Raw genomic sequence first — 19127 nt, 5'->3', positions numbered from 1 at the left:
TTAATCGGGTTGCTCAAGTGATTTGATGTAATCGTAAATCGCCAGCTGCGACCGCACTTTACGGCGATTGCCGCGCGGTACATAGCGATTACTGAGTTCTTTGTCGATATAACGTGCTTTCACCGTATCGCTGAACAGGATCTCGATAATGTCCAGGATACGCTGCTTCAGGCGAGGATCCAGCAGCGGTGCCGCCACTTCAATACGGTAATCAATGTTACGCGTCATCCAGTCGGCGGACGAGAGGTATACGCGCTTATCACCGGCGTTATCGAAAATATAGACGCGATCGTGTTCAAGATAGCGATCCACAATGCTGATCACGCGGATGTTGTCGCTGATGCCTTCCAGTTCCGGAATGAGCGAGCACATGCCGCGAATGAGCAGATTTACCGGAACGCCGGAGCTGGAGGCCGCATACAGGCGATCCACCAGGCCTTTGTCCACCAGATTGTTGAGCTTCAGCGTGATGCCGGACGACAAGCCGTTCTGCGCATTGGCAATCTCTTTGTCGATCATATCGTACAGCAGGCGCCGTGAGTTCTGCGGTGACACCAGCAGATAATCGAAGCTCACCGGGCGGTACGGGTTCTCAATGAAGTTGAACACCCGACGCACTTCGTTGGTGATGCGGGCATCGGCAGTCAGCAGCGAATAGTCGGTGTAAATACGCGCGGTTTTCTCGTTAAAGTTCCCGGTACCGATATGGGCGTAGCGCACCACATCGTCGCCCTCTTTACGGGAGATCAGGAACAACTTGGCGTGAATCTTCAGCCCCGGCGCGGAGAAGATGACGTGCACGCCCGCTTCCGTCAGTCGGCGCGCCCAGTGGATGTTGGCCTCTTCGTCGAAGCGAGCCTGGAGCTCAACCACCACGGTCACTTTCTTGCCGTTGTGCGCTGCGTGGATCATCGCATCGATGATGCGGGAATCTTTCGCCACGCGATAAATGTTGATTTTAATCGCCAGCACGTTCGGATCGAACGAGGCCTGACGCAGCAATTCCAGCACGTGTTCAAAGGTGTGATACGGATAGTAGAGCAGCACATCCCGCTCGCGGATGGCATCGAACCCGTTGCGGAATTTATCGAACCAGATATGGCGCAGGCGCGGCAACGGTTTGTTTACCAGATTGGCTTTGCCGACGTTCGGGAAGCCAATGAAATCTTTAAAGTTGTGGTAACGCCCACCGGGGATTATGGAGTCGTAGCGGGAGATGGTCAGCTTATCGCGCAGCATCTCCACCATCGCGTCCGGCATATCGCGCTGATAGACAAAACGCACCGGCTCTGCCGTCAGGCGCTGCTTGAGGCTGGAAGACATCAGCTCCATCAGGCTGGCCTCCATCTCATGCACCAGATCGTACTCGGCATCACGGGTCATCTTCATCGAGTAGGCGTTGAGCGCGTCGTAATCGAAGAAGCCTTTGAAGATATCGTCCAGACAGTAGCGCAGAATGTTATCCAGCAGGATCATCGGCTTACGTCGGCGCGGGGTTTCCGGCGGCAGATTTACAAAGCGCGGGACTTTATCAGACGGTATTTCCAGCAGCGCGTAGTTAATGGTCTCACCACGAATGATTTCTACCGCCAGATAGGTGTAATCATCTTTCAGGAACTGCACCAGATCGGTTTCACGGTTGATCAGAATCGGGGTGATATGCTGGCGCAGATAGTGTTTGAAATAGTGGCGCAGCCAGTTTTGCTGATTCGCGGAGAGCTGGCGTTCGTTGATCAGGAAGATTTGGTTGCGTGCCATTTCCAGCAGCAGCTCGTTATAGAGGCCATCAAATTCCTGATCGGCTTTCATGACGCGAGACTGGATTTTTCCAAGCAGATGCCGCGAGTGGGAGTTTAAGCCCTGTTCTTCGCTGATGATGATTCGGCGTTTCAGTTCGGCGAAGCGAACCTTGTAGAACTCATCCAGATTGTTGGAATAGATGCCTAAAAAACGCATACGCTCAATCAGCGGGTTACTTTTATCGGCCGCTTCCTGAAGTACACGTTCGTTGAATGCTAACCAGCTTAGCTCTTTCTCGATATATAACTTTTCCTGACCCATTACAGCTCACACTCCAGTTCAATCACAGGACGTGGTAAATCCGTCTCGTCCTTATTATGGCGAGCATTTCCACGATATGTCCAACAGTGCCAGAAAAGTATGACAGTTATTTTTTTTGTTGGGGATTTTAGGGGGTTGGAGAAGGGAATATCGGGTAATGCAATATGTAGGTCGGGTAAGCGCAGCGCCACCCGACAGAACAAACTACTCTTCAGCCGCATGACCCTGCGGGGGTAACTTCACGCCGTCCAGCCAGGCGGCACCGTCGCGCATCTCAAGACGGCCGTCAACAAACCAGCTTACCACCAGCGGATAAATGGCGTGTTCCTGAGCCTGTACACGTTCCGTCACGTCGTCTTCGTTGTCACCGTCAAAGACCGGTACTTTTGCCTGCAAAATGACCGGACCGCCGTCCAGCTCGTCGGTAACGAAATGCACGGAGGTCCCATGCTCCTCATCGCCGTTCTCCAGCACCTGACGATGGGTATGCAGGCCAGGATATTTCGGCAGAAGAGAAGGGTGGATATTCAGCAAACGTCCGTTGTAATGCGCGACGAAGGCCGGGCTCAGGATACGCATGTAGCCCGCCAGCACCACCACGTCAGGCGCGTAGGCGTCAATCTCCTGCACCAGCTCACGGTCAAAGGCTTCACGCCCGGCGAACTGGCTGGCTTCCAGCGCGTGCGCAGGAATGTTCGCTTCCCGCGCGCGCTCAAGGCCGAACGCATCGGCCTTGTTGCTGAATACTGCCCGAATGGTGCCATTGATTTTCTTCTGTTTGCAGGCGTCTATAATTGCCTGCAAATTGCTTCCGTTGCCGGAAATGAGCACCACGATGTTTTTCATTCAATGACCACACGCTGTTCGGAATCGGAAGCTTTAATCGTACCGATTTTCCACGCGTTTTCACCTTTTTCTGTCAGCAGCTTAACCGCTTTATCCGCTTCGCTGGCGGGCAGGGCGATAACTATGCCCACGCCGCAGTTAAAGGTGCGGTACATTTCATGCTCGCTCACGTTGCCTGCGGATTGCAGCCAGTTGAAGACGGGCGGCCACTGCCATGAGGAGGCGTCGATCACCGCCTGGGTATTGTCCGGCAGCACGCGCGGAATGTTTTCCCAGAAGCCGCCGCCGGTAAGGTGAGCGATGGCGTGCACGTCAACGTTCTCAATCAGCTCCAGCACGTTTTTCACGTAGATGCGGGTCGGGGCCAGCAGGTGATCGGCCAGCGGTTTGCCGTCCAGCTCGGTGGTCAGCGGGTCGCAACCGCTCACTTCGAGGATCTTACGCACCAGAGAGTAGCCGTTGGAGTGCGGACCGCTGGAGGCCAGCGCAACCAGCACATCGCCGTCAGCCACTTTGCTGCCGTCGATAATTTCTGATTTTTCTACCACGCCGACGCAGAAGCCTGCGACGTCATAATCTTCACCGTGATACATGCCTGGCATTTCAGCGGTTTCACCGCCGACCAGCGCACAGCCGGATTGCAGACAGCCTTCGGCGATACCGTTAATGACGCTGGCTGCGGTATCCACATCCAGCTTGCCGGTCGCGTAGTAATCCAGGAAGAACAGCGGCTCAGCGCCCTGTACCACCAGGTCGTTGACGCACATCGCCACCAGATCAATACCAATCGTATCGTGACGCTTAAGATCCATCGCCAGGCGCAGTTTTGTACCGACACCATCCGTACCCGAGACCAGCACAGGTTCACGATATTTTTGCGGCAGCGCGCACAGTGCGCCGAATCCACCCAGGCCACCCATCACTTCCGGGCGGCGGGTTTTTTTCACCACACCTTTGATTCGGTCAACCAGCGCATTACCTGCGTCAATATCAACACCGGCATCTTTGTAGCTGAGAGAAGTTTTGTTGGTCACGGCTTAAATCCCCACGCGATTGCATAGCTAGTAAGAAAAATCGGCGCAATTCTAACAGTCCAGGCAAACGTTTGCGAGCCTATTCTCGGCGCGGGGATCTTTTTTTCTGTGCGGACTGTCCAGGGCAACAAACTTGACTCCGTTCACGAAAATGAAACCGGTTTCGGCGATCTGCTTGCAACGGCTATCTCCTTTGCACATCATCAAAATGAAACCGGTTTCTGTAACTGTTTTTGCAGAAAATAACGCAGAATGAGGGAAAGCGAATGTCAGGATTTAAAGCAGGTTTTCTGTGGGGTGGGGCCGTTGCGGCGCACCAGCTTGAAGGCGGCTGGAAAGAGGGCGGCAAGGGCGTGAGCGTTGCCGATGTCATGACGGCAGGCGCCCACGGGGTACCGCGTGAAATCACCAACGGCGTGCTGGAGGGGAAAAATTACCCAAACCACGAAGCCATCGACTTTTACCACCGCTATAAAGAAGACATCAAACTCTTTGCCGAGATGGGGTTCAAATGCTTCCGCACCTCCATTGCCTGGACACGTATCTTCCCGAAAGGCGACGAGCTGGAGCCGAACGAAGCGGGACTCAAATTCTATGACGATCTTTTCGACGAGTGCCTGAAGCACGGCATCGAGCCGGTGATCACGCTTTCCCACTTCGAGATGCCTTTCCACCTCGTAACGGAATACGGCGGCTGGCGTAACCGTAAGCTGATCGACTTCTTTGTCCGCTTCGCGAAGGTCGTTTTTGAGCGCTATCAGCATAAAGTGAAGTACTGGATGACCTTTAACGAGATCAATAACCAGGCCAACTTTCATGAAGACTTTGCGCCGTTTACCAACTCCGGGCTGAAATATGCGCCGGGAGAAGATCGCGAGCCGGTGATGTTCCAGGCGGCGCACTATGAGCTGGTGGCCAGCGCCCTGGCGGTGAAAGCGGGGCGTGAGACCAACCCGTCACTGCACATCGGCTGCATGATTGCCATGTGCCCCATCTATCCGCTGACCTGTGCCCCGGACGACATGATGATGGCGATGAACGCCATGCATCGCCGCTACTGGTTCACCGACGTTCACGTGCGCGGCAAGTATCCGCAGCATCTGCTCAATTACTTTGAACGTCGCGGCTTCGCGCTGGATATCACCGAAGAAGATAAAGTGGCGTTGACGCAGGGCTGCGTGGATTACATCGGGTTCAGCTACTACATGTCGTTCGCCACCAAAGCGACGGCGGATAATCCGACGCTGGATTATGACGAGAGCAAGAGCCTGGTTTCTAACCCGTACGTGCAGAAATCGGACTGGGGCTGGCAGATCGATCCTGTCGGGCTGCGCTACTCTCTGAACTGGTTCTGGGATCACTATCAGCTGCCGCTGTTTATTGTGGAAAACGGCTTTGGCGCGATCGACATGCAGGAGAGCGACGGCACGGTGAACGACCAGTACCGCATCGACTACCTTTCCGCCCACATCCGCGAGATGAAAAAAGCGGTGGTGGAAGACGGCGTGGATCTGATGGGCTATACCCCGTGGGGCTGTATCGACCTGGTCTCTGCCGGCACTGGCGAGATGAAGAAACGCTACGGTTTTATCTTTGTCGATAAAGATAACGAAGGTAACGGCACGCTGACCCGCAGCAAGAAGAAATCTTTCGACTGGTATAAGCAGGTGATTGCGAGCAACGGCGATAACCTGTAATTGTCGGGTGGCGCTAACGCTTACCCGACCTACACTACACGTAGGCCCGCGTAAGCGCAGCGCCACCGGGCAAGACCCCGCACCCAAACCGGAGCCCAGCCTCCGGCTTTTTTGTTTTTGATTGATGTACATCAAGCAACATGGGTATGGCGCAATCCGAAAAAAGCGGTATAATCCCGCGATTTTTTTGCGGATGCCACCTCAGAGGAGAAAGAGAATGAAGATTGTGGAAGTGAAACACCCACTCGTTAAACACAAGTTGGGCCTGATGCGTGAGCATGACATCAGCACGAAGCGTTTTCGCGAACTGGCTTCTGAAGTGGGTAGCCTGCTGACCTACGAAGCGACCTCTGATCTGGAAACGGAAAAAGTGACCATCGAAGGCTGGAACGGCCCGGTACAGGTTGAGCAGATCAAAGGTAAAAAAATTACCGTGGTGCCAATCCTGCGTGCGGGTCTGGGCATGATGGAAGGCGTGCTGGAGCACGTCCCAAGCGCGCGTATCAGCGTGGTGGGTATCTACCGTAACGAAGAGACGCTTGAGCCGGTCCCATACTTCCAGAAGCTGGTCTCTAACATTGATGAGCGTATGGCGCTGGTTGTTGACCCGATGCTGGCGACCGGTGGTTCGATGATCGCCACCATTGACCTGCTGAAACAAGCAGGCTGCAGCAGCATCAAAGTGCTGGTGCTGGTCGCGGCGCCGGAAGGTATCGCGGCGCTGGAAAAAGCGCACCCGGACGTTGAACTCTATACCGCGTCTGTCGACCAGGGACTGAACGAGCACGGGTACATTATCCCGGGGCTCGGCGATGCCGGCGATAAGATTTTTGGGACTAAATAATAGAATAACGATAAAGAAGCCGACTTTGATAGTCGGCTTTTTTTTGAATAAAAACCAACAATGACACTCAGAGGAAAACACTATGACGCGCCGTGCTATCGGGGTGAGTGAAAGACCGCCGCTTTTACAGACAATCCCGCTTAGTTTGCAGCACCTGTTCGCCATGTTTGGCGCAACCGTGCTGGTGCCAATCCTGTTTCACATTAACCCGGCTACCGTGCTGCTGTTTAACGGCATCGGTACGCTGCTTTACCTCTTCATCTGTAAAGGCAAAATCCCGGCCTATCTCGGGTCGAGCTTCGCGTTTATCTCCCCGGTACTGCTGTTGCTGCCGCTGGGTTACGAGGTCGCGCTGGGCGGCTTTATCATGTGCGGCGTGCTGTTCTGCCTGGTCTCCTTCATCGTGAAGAAAGCGGGTACCGGCTGGCTGGACGTGATGTTCCCGCCTGCGGCAATGGGGGCAATCGTTGCCGTCATCGGCCTGGAACTGGCGGGTGTCGCGGCGAACATGGCTGGGCTGCTGCCTGCGGACGGTCAGTCACCGGATTCTAAAACCATTATTATTTCGCTGGTGACGCTGGGCGTGACGGTTTTCGGTTCCGTCCTGTTCCGCGGCTTTATGGCGATTATCCCGATCCTGATCGGCGTGCTGGCGGGTTACGCGCTCTCCTTCGTGATGGGCGTTGTGGATACCACACCGATTGCCGAGGCACACTGGTTCGCGCTGCCGACCTTCTACACCCCACGCTTCGAATGGTTTGCTATCTTCACCATTCTGCCTGCTGCACTGGTGGTGATTGCTGAGCACGTTGGCCACCTGGTGGTGACGGCGAACATCGTGAAGCGTGACCTGATCCGCGACCCGGGCCTGCATCGCTCCATGTTTGCCAACGGTTTCTCCACCATCATCTCCGGTTTCTTCGGCTCCACGCCAAACACGACTTACGGGGAGAACATCGGCGTAATGGCGATCACCCGCGTCTACAGCACCTGGGTTATCGGCGGCGCGGCGATCATCGCTATTCTGCTCTCCTGCGTCGGCAAACTGGCGGCGGCGATCCAGATTATCCCGGTTCCGGTGATGGGCGGCGTTTCCCTGCTGCTGTACGGGGTGATCGGTGCGTCCGGTATTCGCGTGCTGATTGAATCCAAAGTGGATTACAGCAAGGCGCAGAACCTGATCCTGACCTCCGTTATCCTGATCATCGGCGTGAGCGGCGCGAAGGTGCACATCGGCGCGGCAGAGCTGAAGGGTATGGCGCTGGCGACCATCGTCGGCGTGGGCCTGAGCCTGATTTTCAAGCTGATCTCGGTCATTCGTCCGGAAGAAGAAATCCTGGACGCTGACGATAGCGAAAAAGCACCACATTGATCCTTTAACCGGGCGGACGATCCGCCCGGTTCTCTCCTTGCTGGTTCCGTGTTAAACTCCATTCCGATTTTATGTAAGATCTCTGGTTGAGGTATTTCTGAACGGACCGGCACAGCTCTCTCTGCCACTTTATCTCCCTGACGACGAAACTTTCGCGAGTTTCTGGCCGGGTGATAACCCCTCTTTACTGGCTGCACTGCAAAACGTGCTGCGCCAGGAACACAGCGGATACATCTATATCTGGTCACGCGAAGGCGCGGGACGCAGCCACCTGCTGCATGCAGCCTGTGCGGAACTTTCGGCGCGCGGTGACGCGGTAGGCTATGTGCCGCTGGATAAACGCACCTGGTTTGTGCCTGAAGTGCTGGAGGGCATGGAACATCTCTCCCTGGTCTGCATCGATAATATTGAATGCGTGGCGGGAGACGAGCCGTGGGAAATGGCGATCTTTAACCTCTACAACCGCATTCTGGAGTCGGGCAAAACCCGGCTGCTGATCACCGGCGATCGTCCGCCGCGTCAGCTCAATCTGGGGCTGCCGGATCTGGCGTCTCGTCTGGACTGGGGGCAAATCTACAAGCTGCAACCGCTGTCGGATGAAGACAAACTCCAGGCACTTCAGTTGCGCGCCAGACTGCGCGGATTTGAACTGCCGGAAGACGTAGGGCGCTTCCTGCTCAAGCGTCTGGATCGGGAGATGCGCACGCTCTTTGATACGCTCGATCAGCTCGATCGCGCCTCCATCACCGCCCAGCGCAAGCTGACCATTCCGTTTGTGAAAGATATTCTTAAGCTGTAGTTATGCCGGGTGGCGGCTGCGCCTTACCCGGCCTACATATGGCACCCGTAGGCCCGGTAAGCGCAGCGCCACCGGGCTAAAGATCCCCCATCAGGTGCTCAACCAGCAGCGGAATCGGTCTTCCCGACGCCACGCTTCTGCCGTTCTCACGCCACAGCGCCGTCCCGCTGATATCCAGATGTGCCCATGGGATCGCCGGCGGACAGAAGTGATGCAGCAGCCACGCCGCCGAGGCGCTTATCGCTGCATTGTTAGTCGGTGTGTTGCACAGATCGGCAATCGCGCTGTCGGTCTGCTTTTTCAGCCGTGCGTCCAGCGGCAGAGACCACACCTCGTCACCGCTCCGTTTCCCTGCCTGCGTCAACGCGGCGCGCAGCGGTTCATCCTGGGTCATCAGCCCGCTCAGCTCATACCCCAGCGCTTTCACCACTGCGCCCGTTAAAGTCGCCATATCAATGATGTAGCGGGCCTGCGGGTACCGCTGGCTGGCCCAGGCAATGGCGTCAGCCAGCACCAGCCGGCCCTCGGCATCGGTATTATTGATTTCAACGGTGGTGCCGTTACAGGCTGTTGCCACCGTGCCGGGCTGCATGGCGTCGGGGCCGATGGCGTTTTCCGCCAGCGCCAGCACGCCCATGATGCGCACGGGTAATTTCAGCTCCGCAACTGTCAGCATCAGCCCCAGTACGTTGGCCGCGCCGCACATGTCATATTTCATGGTGTACATGCCCGCGCCTTCCTTCAGCCACAGGCCGCCGGTGTCAAAGGTAATGCCTTTTCCCACGTAGCAGCGCATCGGGCCGTCGTTGGCACCATCATAATGAATAGCCAGCAGACGCGGCGGGCAGGTCGCCCCTTTGCCAACGGCGTGCAGCAGTCCAAGACCCTGCTCAGCAATATCTTTTTCGTTCAGCACCTCGCAGCGCAGGGCAGGGCTGGCGGCACACAGTTTTTGCGCCTCTTCCACCACAAACTGCGGCGTGCAGCGGTCGGACGGCATATCCGCCAGACGTCGCGCCGCGATCATGCCGAGCGCAATGGCCTGCTGCTGGCGGAAGGTCGTCTCCAGCTTCGCCTGCTGTTCCGGCAGGCAGAGGGCAGTGATGCAGGTAAGACGCACCGCTTTGTCCGTCTTCTTCAGCTTCAGGTCACTGAGCCTGTGCGCCTGATTAAAGAGAAAACGCAGCACCTGCGCCAGCACCACATCGTCGATATCCGTCACGTCCAGCACGAGTTCGGCGCTGGCGGGGGCGGTAAGCAGCGGTCGCAGGGCGGTGAGCAACCCTTCGGTCAGGGCGTCATGCCAGATCGTGTCCGGCAACAGAGTAATGCGCGCAAACGGCGCGCAGCCAAAGCGCGCGTCCGCGACGGTGCTCTGCTGGCGCATTTCAGCGATAAGAGCGCTATCCGGTAACAGGGAACTGTCAGCGCGCGCAATCAAATGGCTGTTCGGCTTCGCGTCTGAAAGCGCGTTGATAAACTGGTAAGTGATCATCATGATTCCTCAATCGGCGCGCGGATCCGTGCGGCATAGGCCTGCATCCACTCCTCATCTACCGCGTGATAGTGCGTTTTCTCCCGCAGGCGTTCAGTACGAAAAACGGTGAGGGGCTGGCGAGCCGTCGCCACCACGAACGAGAAGGTTTTTATGTTAGTCGCGGCGCCAAATTCTCCTTTGCTGTTCATGCACACCACGGAGAGATCGCCCGCGCGACCGAAGCGCGACATCAGCTTGTCTTCCAGTTCGAATACGACTGAATCCGCCGCCTGCTGCGGCGTCATCCCTTGCGCCATCCGGCGAACGATTTCGTAGCTGGTACAGCCCTTCATCAGGTCTTCACCGACGCCTGTGGCGGTGGCCGCGCCGGTTTCGCTGTCGCAGTAAAAGCCGGAGCCGATGATGGGTGAGTCACCGAGGCGACCGCGTTTTTTCATAAACAGGCCACTGGTGGAGGTGGCGACGCTCATCGAACCCTGTTTATCAAGGCCAATGATGCCGACGGTGTCATGTCCGTCGTAGGGGCTTAACCCCTTATCCAGCGTTTCGCGGCAGCGCTTGCGGTAGTGCTGCATGGCGCGATCCGTGAGCATGGTTTTGTCGGCAAAGCCCTGGCTCAGCGCCCATTCGCGCGCGCCCTGGCCGACCAGCAGGCTGTTATAGCGTTGACGGCTGAGCGCGTGCGCCACGCGCACCGGGTTGGCGATATCCACCAGATTCCCCACGGCGCCGAACGCCAGCGTGTCGCCGTCCATATAGGCCGCGTCCAGCTCCACCTCGCCGTTCTCGGTCGGCAGGCCACCGTAGCCGACGGATTTATACAGCGGAAAGTCTTCCACGGCAGCGACGGCATCGACCACCGCCGAAGCGACCGGTTTTCCCGCCGCCAGGGCAGACGCGGATTCCGTTACCCCTTCAAGTGCCATTCGCCAGGTTGCGATAATTCCCCACATGCTTTACTCCTGTTTTGCAAGGGTGGTGTCGGGTTGCGTAGCGGTAGTCAGCTCCGCGGCGCGGTACTGTTTATCCAGGATACGCATAAAAGGCAGGTACAGCATGGCGCCAATCAGCAGGTTGATCAGCTGCATCACGCTGCCGCTCAGGTGCCCGGTGACGATAAAGCCGCTGATAACCGGCGGCAGGGTCCAGGGAATAAACACCCCGGTGGTGACGGCGACCGCGCCAATTTTCATCGCCGTATACTGCACGGTGACCAGCACCAGCGGCACCAGATTAAACGGGATGAGCATGATCGGGTTCATGATCACCGGCAGGCCAAACAGGATCGGTTCGTTGATGTTAAACACTGAGGCTCCTGCGCCGAGGCGCGCCACCTCTCGCATGTTTTTGCTGCGGGCGAAAATCAGCATCGCTATCACCAGCGACAGCGTGGCGCCCGCGCCGCCCATCCAGATCATGTCAAAAAACTGTTCGGTGATGATGTGCGGCGGCGTCGTTCCCGCCTGAATCGCGGCGATGTTGTCGGTCTGGTTTTCCATCCACAGCGGGCGAATAATGCCGTTGATCATCGAACCGGAGTTAATGCCCACTGACCACAGAATGGTGATACTGAATACGGTCATCAGCGCACCGAAATAAGAGGTACCGTAGTGGCGCACCGGGGTGGCAACCACTTCATAAATAAACTGGTGGATGGTGTGGTAGTGGGTGTTTTCAAATATGATGCGGATAATAAGCACCAGAATCATCACCAGCAGGGCCGGGATCAGCGCCGCGAACGACTCCTGCACCGCCGGAGGTACGCCGTCCGGCATTTTGATGACCAGCTTTTTGCGCTTCAGCCAGCAGAACAGTTCCGTCCACAGCAGGGAACCGATCATCGCCACAAACAACCCTTTGCTGCCAATCCACTCCACCGGCATCACGGTAATGCCGCCGTTTTCCGCCACTTTGATAAAGGGCGTCAGGATCAGGAAGGCGACCAGCGCCAGGATGCCGCAGGAGATGCGGTCCTCGCCATAGTGCTCAGCCAGGCGGTAGGCCACCAGGAAGCTGATAAACAGCGACATGGTTGAGAATACCGCGTTGAATGGAATCTCTATAATCGCACTCCAGCTCTCACCAAAGGCCTGAGACATAAACTGCTGATAGGCCTGATTCGGGAAGGAGGAGATTACCAGCAGGATGGAGCCGACGATGATAAACGGCATGAATGAAACGTAGGCCCCACGAATGGCCCCAAGATGACGCTGCTGGGCCGTTTTCGCCGCCAGCGGCATCAGTTTTGCTTCAAGAAATCCCAGAACATTGTTCATTGTGAACTCCGTACAAGATTGAGAGGTGTTGTTTATGTTATGTCTGTGGATTATCAGTGAAGCGCGGCGAGCGAAAGGTGAAATCGGTCACAAAGCATTCGCTGTTCTACTATAAATCTCATAAGATTAGTTGCGGAGAGAGACGCGATGGAAATCAAACTGCATGCTAACGCCACCACCACACCGCGTATCCGTCGCTATCTTCAGCAGTCAGATAAAAGCGACAGAGAGCTAGCTGTTGAACTGGGGATCTCGGTCACCACCGTCAGGCGCTGGCGCAACCGCGACCAGGTTTCGGATAACCACACAACGCCAAAAGTGATACACAAAGCATTGAGACAAGAGCAGGCGGCACTGATAAATGCCGTGCGGGATATCACTGGGGCACCGCTGGATGAACTGCTGCTGCTGGTGAATGACGGACTCGGGATCGCCGTTTCCCGCGCGACCCTGAACCGCTACCTCAAACCGGCTTCGGTAAGACAAAAGGGGGCGTCGTTGCAGGGCAAAAAGGCGCTGAAGGCCGGTATCATGCCGCAGAAGCTACTTCTGCATCATCAGCCGCTATCGCTGCATATGGACGACGGTGGGGAGCAACACCTGCTCTGGGCGCGTGAACCCGTCAGCGGCTGGTGCTACGCCCGGCTTTATGCCGGTGTCTCGCCGCAGTTGCTGACCCGCTGGACGAACGAGGTGCTGGCTGCCTGTCCGGCTGATATTCAATCTATTGAGACTTTTGGGCTAGAAGTGAACTTGCCGGAGCATAACGTCATCGTAAAAGTGCATTCACAGTATTATCTTGCCCTTCAGGTCGCCGTGCCGTTACGTGAGATCATTCCGCGCGTGAATAGTGAACCGGCGGGAGAACTGTTGATCCAGCTGTGTGAATTTTTCAACCGGGGAAAAGCGCAGAAAAAGCTGGGGGAGAGTACGCCGCAGGCGTTTCTGGAAGCGCTGCGGCGTAACGATTAGACGATCCCGAGTACGTCTTCCGGCGGACGGCCGATACGCGCCTTGCCGTTCGCCACGACAATCGGGCGCTCAATCAGCTTAGGATTGTCGACCATCGCCTGAATCAGCCGATCTTCAGTGAGACTGGTATCGTTCAGATTGAGCGATTTATACAGATCTTCTTTCTGACGCATCAGCTCGCGTGCGCTGCCCATGTTCAGCATCTTCAGCAACTGGCGGATCGTCTGCGCGTCCGGGGGCGTCTCCAGATACAACACCACTTCCGGATCGATGTCGTTAGACTTCAGCAAATTCAGAGTCTCGCGGCTCTTGGAGCAGCGAGGGTTATGGTAAATTTTTACCGCGTCTGTCATGACTTCTCCTTTATTACATCTTCTCGTACGGCTTAAAGCGTTGTTGCAGGCCACGCAGCTGGTCGATTCGCGCATCGTAGCGGGCCTGTTGCAGGCTGCCGAGCTTCACCTGTGAGCTGGCGCTGCTTAGCAGGGATATGGCCTGATCGAGGCGCCCCGCCAGCGCCAGACCTTCCGCACGCGCGGCCAGCTCCTGATCGCGATTACCCAGTTGCCCCTGGGCCTGGGCGAGCAGCTCCCAGCCGTTCTGGTCATCTTTATTGTTAAAGGTATAGCGGTTCAGAATGGTCACCGCCTCGCCGGGCTGGCCGCCCTGTAAGTAGGCGTTCGCCAGGTTTAGCTGCAATACCGGATTGTTGCGAATGTCTTTCGCCCCTTTCAGACGGTTGATCGCATCGGTCGCTTTTTTCTGTCCTAAATCGATATCGGTTGCGAGGTCGAGATACCACGGATTGTCAGGCGCCGACGCCAGCAGCGGCTGTAGCGCTTTACGCGCTTCATCGTACTTGCTTGCTTCCATCGCCTGGAGTGCCTGACCATACTGCGCGGCGTTCTTCTCGCGCACGTTGCCTTTCGCCAGCGCGTCCAGCAGATCGCTGGTGAGCTGATTACGTCCGGAGTTGTACATGCCAAGCGTTCTCACTTTGGCCATGTAGAAATCCTGCGAGGACTGCACGACGACCGGACGCATCTGGTTAGCACGGTTACGCGCATCCGAGAGACGGCTTTCCGGCAACGGGTGGGTCAACAGAATTTCAGGCGGGCGCGACGAGTAGCGTGCCTGGTCGAGCAGTTTTTCCAGGAAGCTCGGCATGGCCTGCGGGTCAAAGCCGGAACGCTGTAAAACCTGAATGCCGATGCGGTCTGCTTCCTGCTCGTTCTGCTGGGTAAAGCTGATCATCCCCTGACGCGTTCCCGCCAGCGTCCCGGTAAGCGCCGCCATCCCGGCCTGCGGGCTGGCCATCGCCAGCAGAATAGAGCCCAGCGCGCCCACCCAGGTCAGGGGGGCGTTACGCTTCTGATCTTCCATCGCACGCGCCAGATGGCGCTGGGTGACGTGCGAAATTTCGTGCGCCATGACGGACGCCAGCTGGCTTTCGTTATCGGAATAACGGAACAACGCCGAATGCAGCACCACGTTCCCGCCAAAGAAGGCGAAGGCGTTGATTTCGTCGTTATTGATTAAATAGAAGTGGAAGGGCGTTTTTACCGAGTCTGCGTGCGCCACCAGTCGCATCCCCAGACCGTTGATGTACTGCACCAGCAAAGGGTCGTTAATCAGCGGAGCACTGCCGCGCAGCTGGCGTACGTAATAATCACCCATCTGCATCTCCTGCCCGATGGAGAGCGTGCTTCCTGCCGTGGTGCCCATGTCCGGCAATGAATCGGACGAGTCAGCGAAAGCGGGCAACACCTGACCCACCGTCACGGCGGCAATCAGTGTCGCAACCAGTGTTTTTCTCAACTGCCTGAACATAACCACTGTCCTGTATGTTGGATGTGCTAATTTGACCGATGAACCCGCATAACGTTCATCTCCGCTGCACTGCGAGTGTAGCCGTGTTAAGAGATGAAGAAAATCCCATTCATCAGGGTTTTGCGAAACCTGACAGTGAAACAAAAAGGAAAGTCTTTTTTGTGACAGTTAGATACAATTCACCGTCTCACTCCCGCCATTCGATTCAGGGAAGGGTTGTATGCTCGAAATGTTAATGCAGTGGTATCGGCGTCGGTTTAGCGATCCGGAAGCCATTGCTTTGCTGGTCATTCTGGTTGCCGGATTCGGTATCCTGTTCTTCTTTAGTGGCCTGTTGGCACCGCTTCTGGTGGCAATTGTGCTGGCGTATCTGCTGGAGTGGCCCACCGCGCGTCTGGAACATATCGGCTGTTCCCGACGCTGGGCGACCAGCATTGTTCTGGTGCTGTTTGTCGGCATTCTGCTGCTGATGTCCTTCGTGGTGATGCCCATCGCCTGGCAACAGGGGATCTACCTGATCCGCGACATGCCCGGCATGCTGAATAAACTTTCTGATTTTGCCGCCACGCTGCCGCGCCGCTATCCTGCGCTGATGGACGCCGGGATCATCGATGCGATGGCCGAAAACATGCGCGCCCGCATCATGACCATGGGTGACTCGGTGGTGAAATACTCTCTGGCCTCGCTGGTGGGGTTGCTGACGCTGGCGGTTTACCTTGTTCTCGTGCCGCTAATGGTGTTTTTCCTGGTCAAAGATAAAGAGCAGATGCTGAATGCGGTGCGCCGCGTGCTGCCGCGCAATCGCGGTCTCGCCGGTCAGGTCTGGCAGGAGATGAACCAGCAGATCACCAACTACATTCGCGGTAAAGTGCTGGAGATGATTGTGGTGGGCGTGGCGACCTGGATTGGCTTCGTGATTTTCGGGCTGAACTACTCGCTGCTGCTGGCGGTGCTGGTCGGATTCTCGGTTCTGATCCCGTATATCGGCGCGTTTGTGGTGACCATTCCGGTAGTCGGTGTGGCGCTGTTCCAGTTTGGTCTGGGTACGGAGTTCTGGAGCTGTTTCGCCGTATACCTGATTATTCAGGGACTGGACGGGAACCTGCTGGTACCGGTGCTGTTCTCAGAAGCAGTTAACCTGCATCCGTTGGTGATTATCCTGTCAGTGGTGATTTTCGGCGGGCTGTGGGGATTCTGGGGCGTGTTCTTCGCCATTCCGCTGGCGACGCTGATTAAAGCCGTGGTCCACGCGTGGCCGGATGTGCCGGCGGTGGAAGAGAAGTAGATTTAGTGCGGGCTGATGCCCTCACCCCAACCCTCTCCCACGGGGCTGAGGGATCCCCAGTAATTTTTTTATGCAGAAGCAATAAAGTTGCTTTCTAGATGACTGAGGGCTGTCAGCGATGCCCTGGTCCGGCTGTAAATCGCTGAGGCGTTTGCCTTCCGGCCGGGGCGAGGCGCAGGGATGCGCCGAGAGGGCGGCTTTACAGGGACGTTGCCTCCGCCCGTACCCGATAAGCCGGAAGGAATAAGCCGAGGGCACCGCGAAGCGGCGATTTACCGCCGGGAGCCCGGGTCGCCAGGGTGGTGGCGACTGAGCCACCCTGGCACGTTCACCGGTCATGTCGTTACAGAGTAGCAAGGAACATAAAGTGAACGGAATGACCACCACCGCCGTATGTTCCCCTCACCCTAACCCTCTCCCCGGAGGGGCGAGGGGATTGCTCAGTGCTCGCATTAATTTGTGGGGAACCCTCAGCCCACGGGGAGAGGGGGCAAACACTAAAAACGGCAACCTGGGTTGCCGTTTTGCTGTTTATCAGGCGCTTTGTTTCAGCCAGTTCAACACCACGTCGTGGTGGTTGCTGGTTTTGAAATCATCAAACACGTGCTCAACTTTACCGTCAGCGTCAATCAGGAAGCTGATGCGGTGAATACCGTCGTACGTTTTGCCCATAAAGGACTTCTCACCCCAGACGCCAAACTGCTCGCAAACCTGGTGGTCTTCATCGGAAAGCAGCGTGAAGTTCAGCAGCTCTTTTTCCGCAAAACGTGACAGCTTCTCTGGTTTATCGGTGCTGATGCCCAGCACTTCCACACCGACCTTTTTCAACTCATCCATGTTGTCACGTAAACCGCAGGCCTGTACGGTACAGCCCGGGGTCATGGCTTTCGGGTAGAAATAGACCAGAACACGCTGTCCCTGGAAGTCGGTCAAATTTACTTGCTCGCCGTCTTGATCCGGTAAGCTAAATTTCGGTGCGATATCACCGGCTTTCAGTGGGTTCATTACTCAACTCCATCCTGTTCGTGCTGCGAATAATCGACGACGCTTATACTGCCTTGCGCGTGTAATTCTGTACAGAGGGCTTTGAACGCTTGCTCGATATTTGACGCATCCTGCGAGGCAGGGCTGTGGGCGGTAATTTGAATAAACAGCGTCGGGATGGCGTTTTCATCGCCAGGCTGCGTGCGGGAAACCAGTTCGGCAATGTTCATCTGATGGCTGTCAAACAGTGCCGTAAAACGTTCAATCAGATGAGGTGAATCAGGCACTTCAACCTGTACCCAGACTGTGGCAGGCAGAGCCGGACGCGGGCGCGCGGTGGTGCGCTTCATCACAATCAGTAAATCCAGCTCTGCGCCTTTCAGCGGCAGGGTAGATTCGATGAGGGTAATGGCATTCCATGTTCCGGAAAGCAGCATGATGAACGTGAACTCTTCGCCAAGCATAGCCAGCCGGCTGTCTTCGATATTGCAGCCGCAGCTGCTCACGTGGCGAGTGATGGTATTCACGATACCCGGCCTGTCAGCACCCAGCGCAGTGATAACCAGGTAATGTTGTGATGAGGTTGTCAAACCTGTTCTTCCTTTGCGTGGTTAAGTCTTCCTAAGGAAAGCATAAAAAAAACATGCATACAACCGCCTGAGAGCCTCAGGTCGCTTGCTTTTATTACAGTTCCAAACGTAACATTGAGGCTCTTGTTCGCACAGAGGATGGCTCATGTTCACGGGAAGTATTGTCGCGCTTGTTACACCGATGGATGAAAAAGGTAATGTCTGCCGGTCAAGCATGAAGAAGCTCATTGATTACCATGTCGCCAATGGAACCTCGGCGATCGTTTCGGTAGGGACTACCGGTGAATCCGCTACGCTGAGCCACGAAGAGCACGGCGACGTTGTGATGCTGACCCTGGAACTGGCGGACGGGCGTATTCCGGTCATCGCGGGTACGGGCGCAAACGCAACGGCAGAGGCCATTAGCCTGACTCAGCGTTTTAACGACAGCGGCATTGTTGGCTGTCTGACGGTGACCCCTTACTACAACCGCCCAACTCAGGAAGGTTTGTTCCAGCATTTCAAAGCCATCGCTGAACATACTGACTTGCCACAAATTCTGTATAATGTGCCGTCCCGTACCGGTTGCGATATGCTGCCGGAAACCGTTGGCCGTCTCTCGAAAGTAAAAAATATTATCGGGATTAAAGAGGCAACAGGGAACTTAAGCCGCGTTCATCAGATCAAAGAGCTGGTTTCAGACGACTTTATCCTGTTGAGCGGTGATGATGCGACCGCACTGGACTTTATGCAGCTCGGTGGTAACGGCGTTATTTCCGTGACGGCGAACGTGGCGGCGCGTGATATGGCTGACATGTGCAAACTGGCCGCAGCCGGTCACTTTGATGAAGCTCGCGTGATTAATCAGCGTCTGATGCCGTTGCATAATAAATTATTTGTCGAACCCAATCCGATCCCAGTGAAATGGGCATGTAAGGAGTTGGGGCTTGTAGCAACCGACACGCTGCGTCTGCCAATGACACCGATTACCGACCATGGTCGTGAAATTGTCGCTGGCGCGCTGAAGCATGCCGGTTTGCTGTAAAGTTTAGGGAGATTT

At 56.1% G+C, this 19127-nt stretch carries 17 protein-coding genes; 7 read left to right on the top strand and 10 right to left on the bottom strand.

Annotation, left to right across the window (positions count from 1 at the left end; translation table 11 throughout):
• The 3 genes from ppk1 to purM form a co-directional block, all read right to left on the bottom strand.
• On the bottom strand, nucleotides 1-2061 hold the full coding sequence (gene ppk1 / locus ACQG0S_RS15825) for a polyphosphate kinase 1 (protein WP_006811494.1): 2061 nt from the start codon (nucleotides 2059-2061) through the stop codon (nucleotides 1-3).
• Nucleotides 2062-2265: 204 nt separating this feature from the next.
• Nucleotides 2266-2907 carry a phosphoribosylglycinamide formyltransferase gene (gene purN, locus ACQG0S_RS15820; RefSeq protein ID WP_023300681.1) on the bottom strand — a complete coding sequence of 214 codons (642 nt, stop codon included), beginning with the start codon at nucleotides 2905-2907 and terminating at the stop codon, nucleotides 2266-2268.
• Complete coding sequence (gene purM / locus ACQG0S_RS15815; RefSeq protein WP_048966871.1) at nucleotides 2904-3941, bottom strand: phosphoribosylformylglycinamidine cyclo-ligase; 1038 nt, start codon at nucleotides 3939-3941, stop codon at nucleotides 2904-2906. Before purM ends, purN begins: the two co-directional genes overlap by 4 nt.
• 266 nt (nucleotides 3942-4207) lie before the next feature.
• Here purM and ACQG0S_RS15810 point away from each other — a divergent pair, with 266 nt between their 5' ends.
• The 4 genes from ACQG0S_RS15810 to ACQG0S_RS15795 all read left to right on the top strand — a co-directional run bounded on the left by ACQG0S_RS15810 (nucleotide 4208) and on the right by ACQG0S_RS15795 (nucleotide 8653).
• Nucleotides 4208-5638: a 6-phospho-beta-glucosidase gene (locus tag ACQG0S_RS15810; RefSeq protein WP_048966872.1), complete on the top strand. Its 1431-nt coding sequence runs from the start codon at nucleotides 4208-4210 to the stop codon at nucleotides 5636-5638.
• 217 nt (nucleotides 5639-5855) lie between these two features.
• Nucleotides 5856-6482 carry a uracil phosphoribosyltransferase gene (gene upp, locus ACQG0S_RS15805; RefSeq protein ID WP_022648979.1) on the top strand — a complete coding sequence of 209 codons (627 nt, stop codon included), beginning with the start codon at nucleotides 5856-5858 and terminating at the stop codon, nucleotides 6480-6482.
• Nucleotides 6483-6564: 82 nt separating this feature from the next.
• Entirely contained in the window at nucleotides 6565-7854 is a 1290-nt protein-coding gene (gene uraA, locus ACQG0S_RS15800; RefSeq protein ID WP_022648978.1) for a uracil permease, read from the top strand.
• 97 nt (nucleotides 7855-7951) lie between these two features.
• A complete protein-coding gene (locus tag ACQG0S_RS15795; RefSeq protein ID WP_211482948.1) occupies nucleotides 7952-8653 on the top strand; it encodes a DnaA inactivator Hda in 702 nt (233 codons plus the stop codon).
• Nucleotides 8654-8729: 76 nt separating this feature from the next.
• Here ACQG0S_RS15795 and ACQG0S_RS15790 read toward each other — a convergent pair whose 3' ends face one another.
• Genes ACQG0S_RS15790 through celB form a run of 3 tightly spaced genes read right to left on the bottom strand, consistent with a single transcriptional unit; the run spans nucleotide 8730 to nucleotide 12427 of the window.
• The gene (locus tag ACQG0S_RS15790) at nucleotides 8730-10148 is read right to left on the bottom strand and encodes a leucyl aminopeptidase family protein (protein ID WP_048966873.1); all 1419 of its coding nucleotides are present in this window, start codon (nucleotides 10146-10148) and stop codon (nucleotides 8730-8732) included.
• The gene (locus tag ACQG0S_RS15785) at nucleotides 10148-11104 is read right to left on the bottom strand and encodes a N(4)-(beta-N-acetylglucosaminyl)-L-asparaginase (RefSeq protein ID WP_023306684.1); all 957 of its coding nucleotides are present in this window, start codon (nucleotides 11102-11104) and stop codon (nucleotides 10148-10150) included. Before ACQG0S_RS15785 ends, ACQG0S_RS15790 begins: the two co-directional genes overlap by 1 nt.
• A gap of 3 nt (nucleotides 11105-11107) precedes the next feature.
• Complete coding sequence (celB, locus tag ACQG0S_RS15780) at nucleotides 11108-12427, bottom strand: PTS cellobiose transporter subunit IIC (RefSeq protein WP_048966874.1); 1320 nt, start codon at nucleotides 12425-12427, stop codon at nucleotides 11108-11110.
• A 147-nt stretch (nucleotides 12428-12574) separates the two neighbouring features.
• Between celB and ACQG0S_RS15775 the strand changes: the two genes are divergently transcribed.
• Nucleotides 12575-13399, top strand: coding sequence for a homeodomain-like domain protein (locus tag ACQG0S_RS15775; RefSeq protein ID WP_048966875.1), 825 nt, complete (start codon nucleotides 12575-12577; stop codon nucleotides 13397-13399).
• On the opposite strand, the gene arsC is transcribed toward ACQG0S_RS15775, so the two are convergent.
• Entirely contained in the window at nucleotides 13396-13752 is a 357-nt protein-coding gene (gene arsC, locus ACQG0S_RS15770; protein ID WP_022648973.1) for an arsenate reductase (glutaredoxin), read from the bottom strand. The genes ACQG0S_RS15775 and arsC overlap by 4 nt on opposite strands.
• A 13-nt stretch (nucleotides 13753-13765) precedes the next feature.
• Nucleotides 13766-15229, bottom strand: coding sequence for a beta-barrel assembly-enhancing protease (gene bepA / locus ACQG0S_RS15765; protein ID WP_003860547.1), 1464 nt, complete (start codon nucleotides 15227-15229; stop codon nucleotides 13766-13768).
• Between the two features lie 220 nt (nucleotides 15230-15449).
• Between bepA and ACQG0S_RS15760 the strand changes: the two genes are divergently transcribed.
• Entirely contained in the window at nucleotides 15450-16514 is a 1065-nt protein-coding gene (locus ACQG0S_RS15760) for an AI-2E family transporter (protein ID WP_003860546.1), read from the top strand.
• 534 nt (nucleotides 16515-17048) lie between these two features.
• Here ACQG0S_RS15760 and bcp read toward each other — a convergent pair.
• Nucleotides 17049-17519, bottom strand: a complete 471-nt coding sequence (gene bcp / locus ACQG0S_RS15755; RefSeq protein WP_022648972.1) for a thioredoxin-dependent thiol peroxidase — start codon at nucleotides 17517-17519, stop codon at nucleotides 17049-17051.
• Nucleotides 17519-18088, bottom strand: coding sequence for a glycine cleavage system transcriptional repressor (locus tag ACQG0S_RS15750; RefSeq protein ID WP_000213743.1), 570 nt, complete (start codon nucleotides 18086-18088; stop codon nucleotides 17519-17521). The genes bcp and ACQG0S_RS15750 overlap by 1 nt, the downstream gene beginning before the upstream one ends.
• 145 nt (nucleotides 18089-18233) lie before the next feature.
• Between ACQG0S_RS15750 and dapA the strand changes: the two genes are divergently transcribed.
• On the top strand, nucleotides 18234-19112 hold the full coding sequence (gene dapA / locus ACQG0S_RS15745) for a 4-hydroxy-tetrahydrodipicolinate synthase (RefSeq protein WP_003860542.1): 879 nt from the start codon (nucleotides 18234-18236) through the stop codon (nucleotides 19110-19112).
• Nucleotides 19113-19127: the final 15 nt, after the last annotated feature.

It is taken from the genome of Enterobacter cloacae complex sp. 418I7 (assembly GCF_050030705.1).
Classification (GTDB): domain Bacteria; phylum Pseudomonadota; class Gammaproteobacteria; order Enterobacterales; family Enterobacteriaceae; genus Enterobacter; species Enterobacter intestinihominis.
This window is presented reverse-complemented; position numbering and strand designations above follow the sequence as displayed.

What these genes read in the sequence shown, in the direction of transcription:
- ppk1 (WP_006811494.1), bottom strand. Translation starts at nt 2,061, where the DNA reads ATGGGTCAGGAAAAGTTATATATCGAGAAAGAGCTAAGCTGGTTAGCA.
- purN (WP_023300681.1), bottom strand. Translation starts at nt 2,907, where the DNA reads ATGAAAAACATCGTGGTGCTCATTTCCGGCAACGGAAGCAATTTGCAG.
- ACQG0S_RS15810 (WP_048966872.1), top strand. Translation starts at nt 4,208, where the DNA reads ATGTCAGGATTTAAAGCAGGTTTTCTGTGGGGTGGGGCCGTTGCGGCG.
- upp (WP_022648979.1), top strand. Translation starts at nt 5,856, where the DNA reads ATGAAGATTGTGGAAGTGAAACACCCACTCGTTAAACACAAGTTGGGC.
- uraA (WP_022648978.1), top strand. Translation starts at nt 6,565, where the DNA reads ATGACGCGCCGTGCTATCGGGGTGAGTGAAAGACCGCCGCTTTTACAG.
- ACQG0S_RS15790 (WP_048966873.1), bottom strand. Translation starts at nt 10,148, where the DNA reads ATGATCACTTACCAGTTTATCAACGCGCTTTCAGACGCGAAGCCGAAC.
- ACQG0S_RS15785 (WP_023306684.1), bottom strand. Translation starts at nt 11,104, where the DNA reads ATGTGGGGAATTATCGCAACCTGGCGAATGGCACTTGAAGGGGTAACG.
- celB (WP_048966874.1), bottom strand. Translation starts at nt 12,427, where the DNA reads ATGAACAATGTTCTGGGATTTCTTGAAGCAAAACTGATGCCGCTGGCG.
- ACQG0S_RS15775 (WP_048966875.1), top strand. Translation starts at nt 12,575, where the DNA reads ATGGAAATCAAACTGCATGCTAACGCCACCACCACACCGCGTATCCGT.
- arsC (WP_022648973.1), bottom strand. Translation starts at nt 13,752, where the DNA reads ATGACAGACGCGGTAAAAATTTACCATAACCCTCGCTGCTCCAAGAGC.
- bepA (WP_003860547.1), bottom strand. Translation starts at nt 15,229, where the DNA reads ATGTTCAGGCAGTTGAGAAAAACACTGGTTGCGACACTGATTGCCGCC.
- ACQG0S_RS15760 (WP_003860546.1), top strand. Translation starts at nt 15,450, where the DNA reads ATGCTCGAAATGTTAATGCAGTGGTATCGGCGTCGGTTTAGCGATCCG.
- bcp (WP_022648972.1), bottom strand. Translation starts at nt 17,519, where the DNA reads ATGAACCCACTGAAAGCCGGTGATATCGCACCGAAATTTAGCTTACCG.
- dapA (WP_003860542.1), top strand. Translation starts at nt 18,234, where the DNA reads ATGTTCACGGGAAGTATTGTCGCGCTTGTTACACCGATGGATGAAAAA.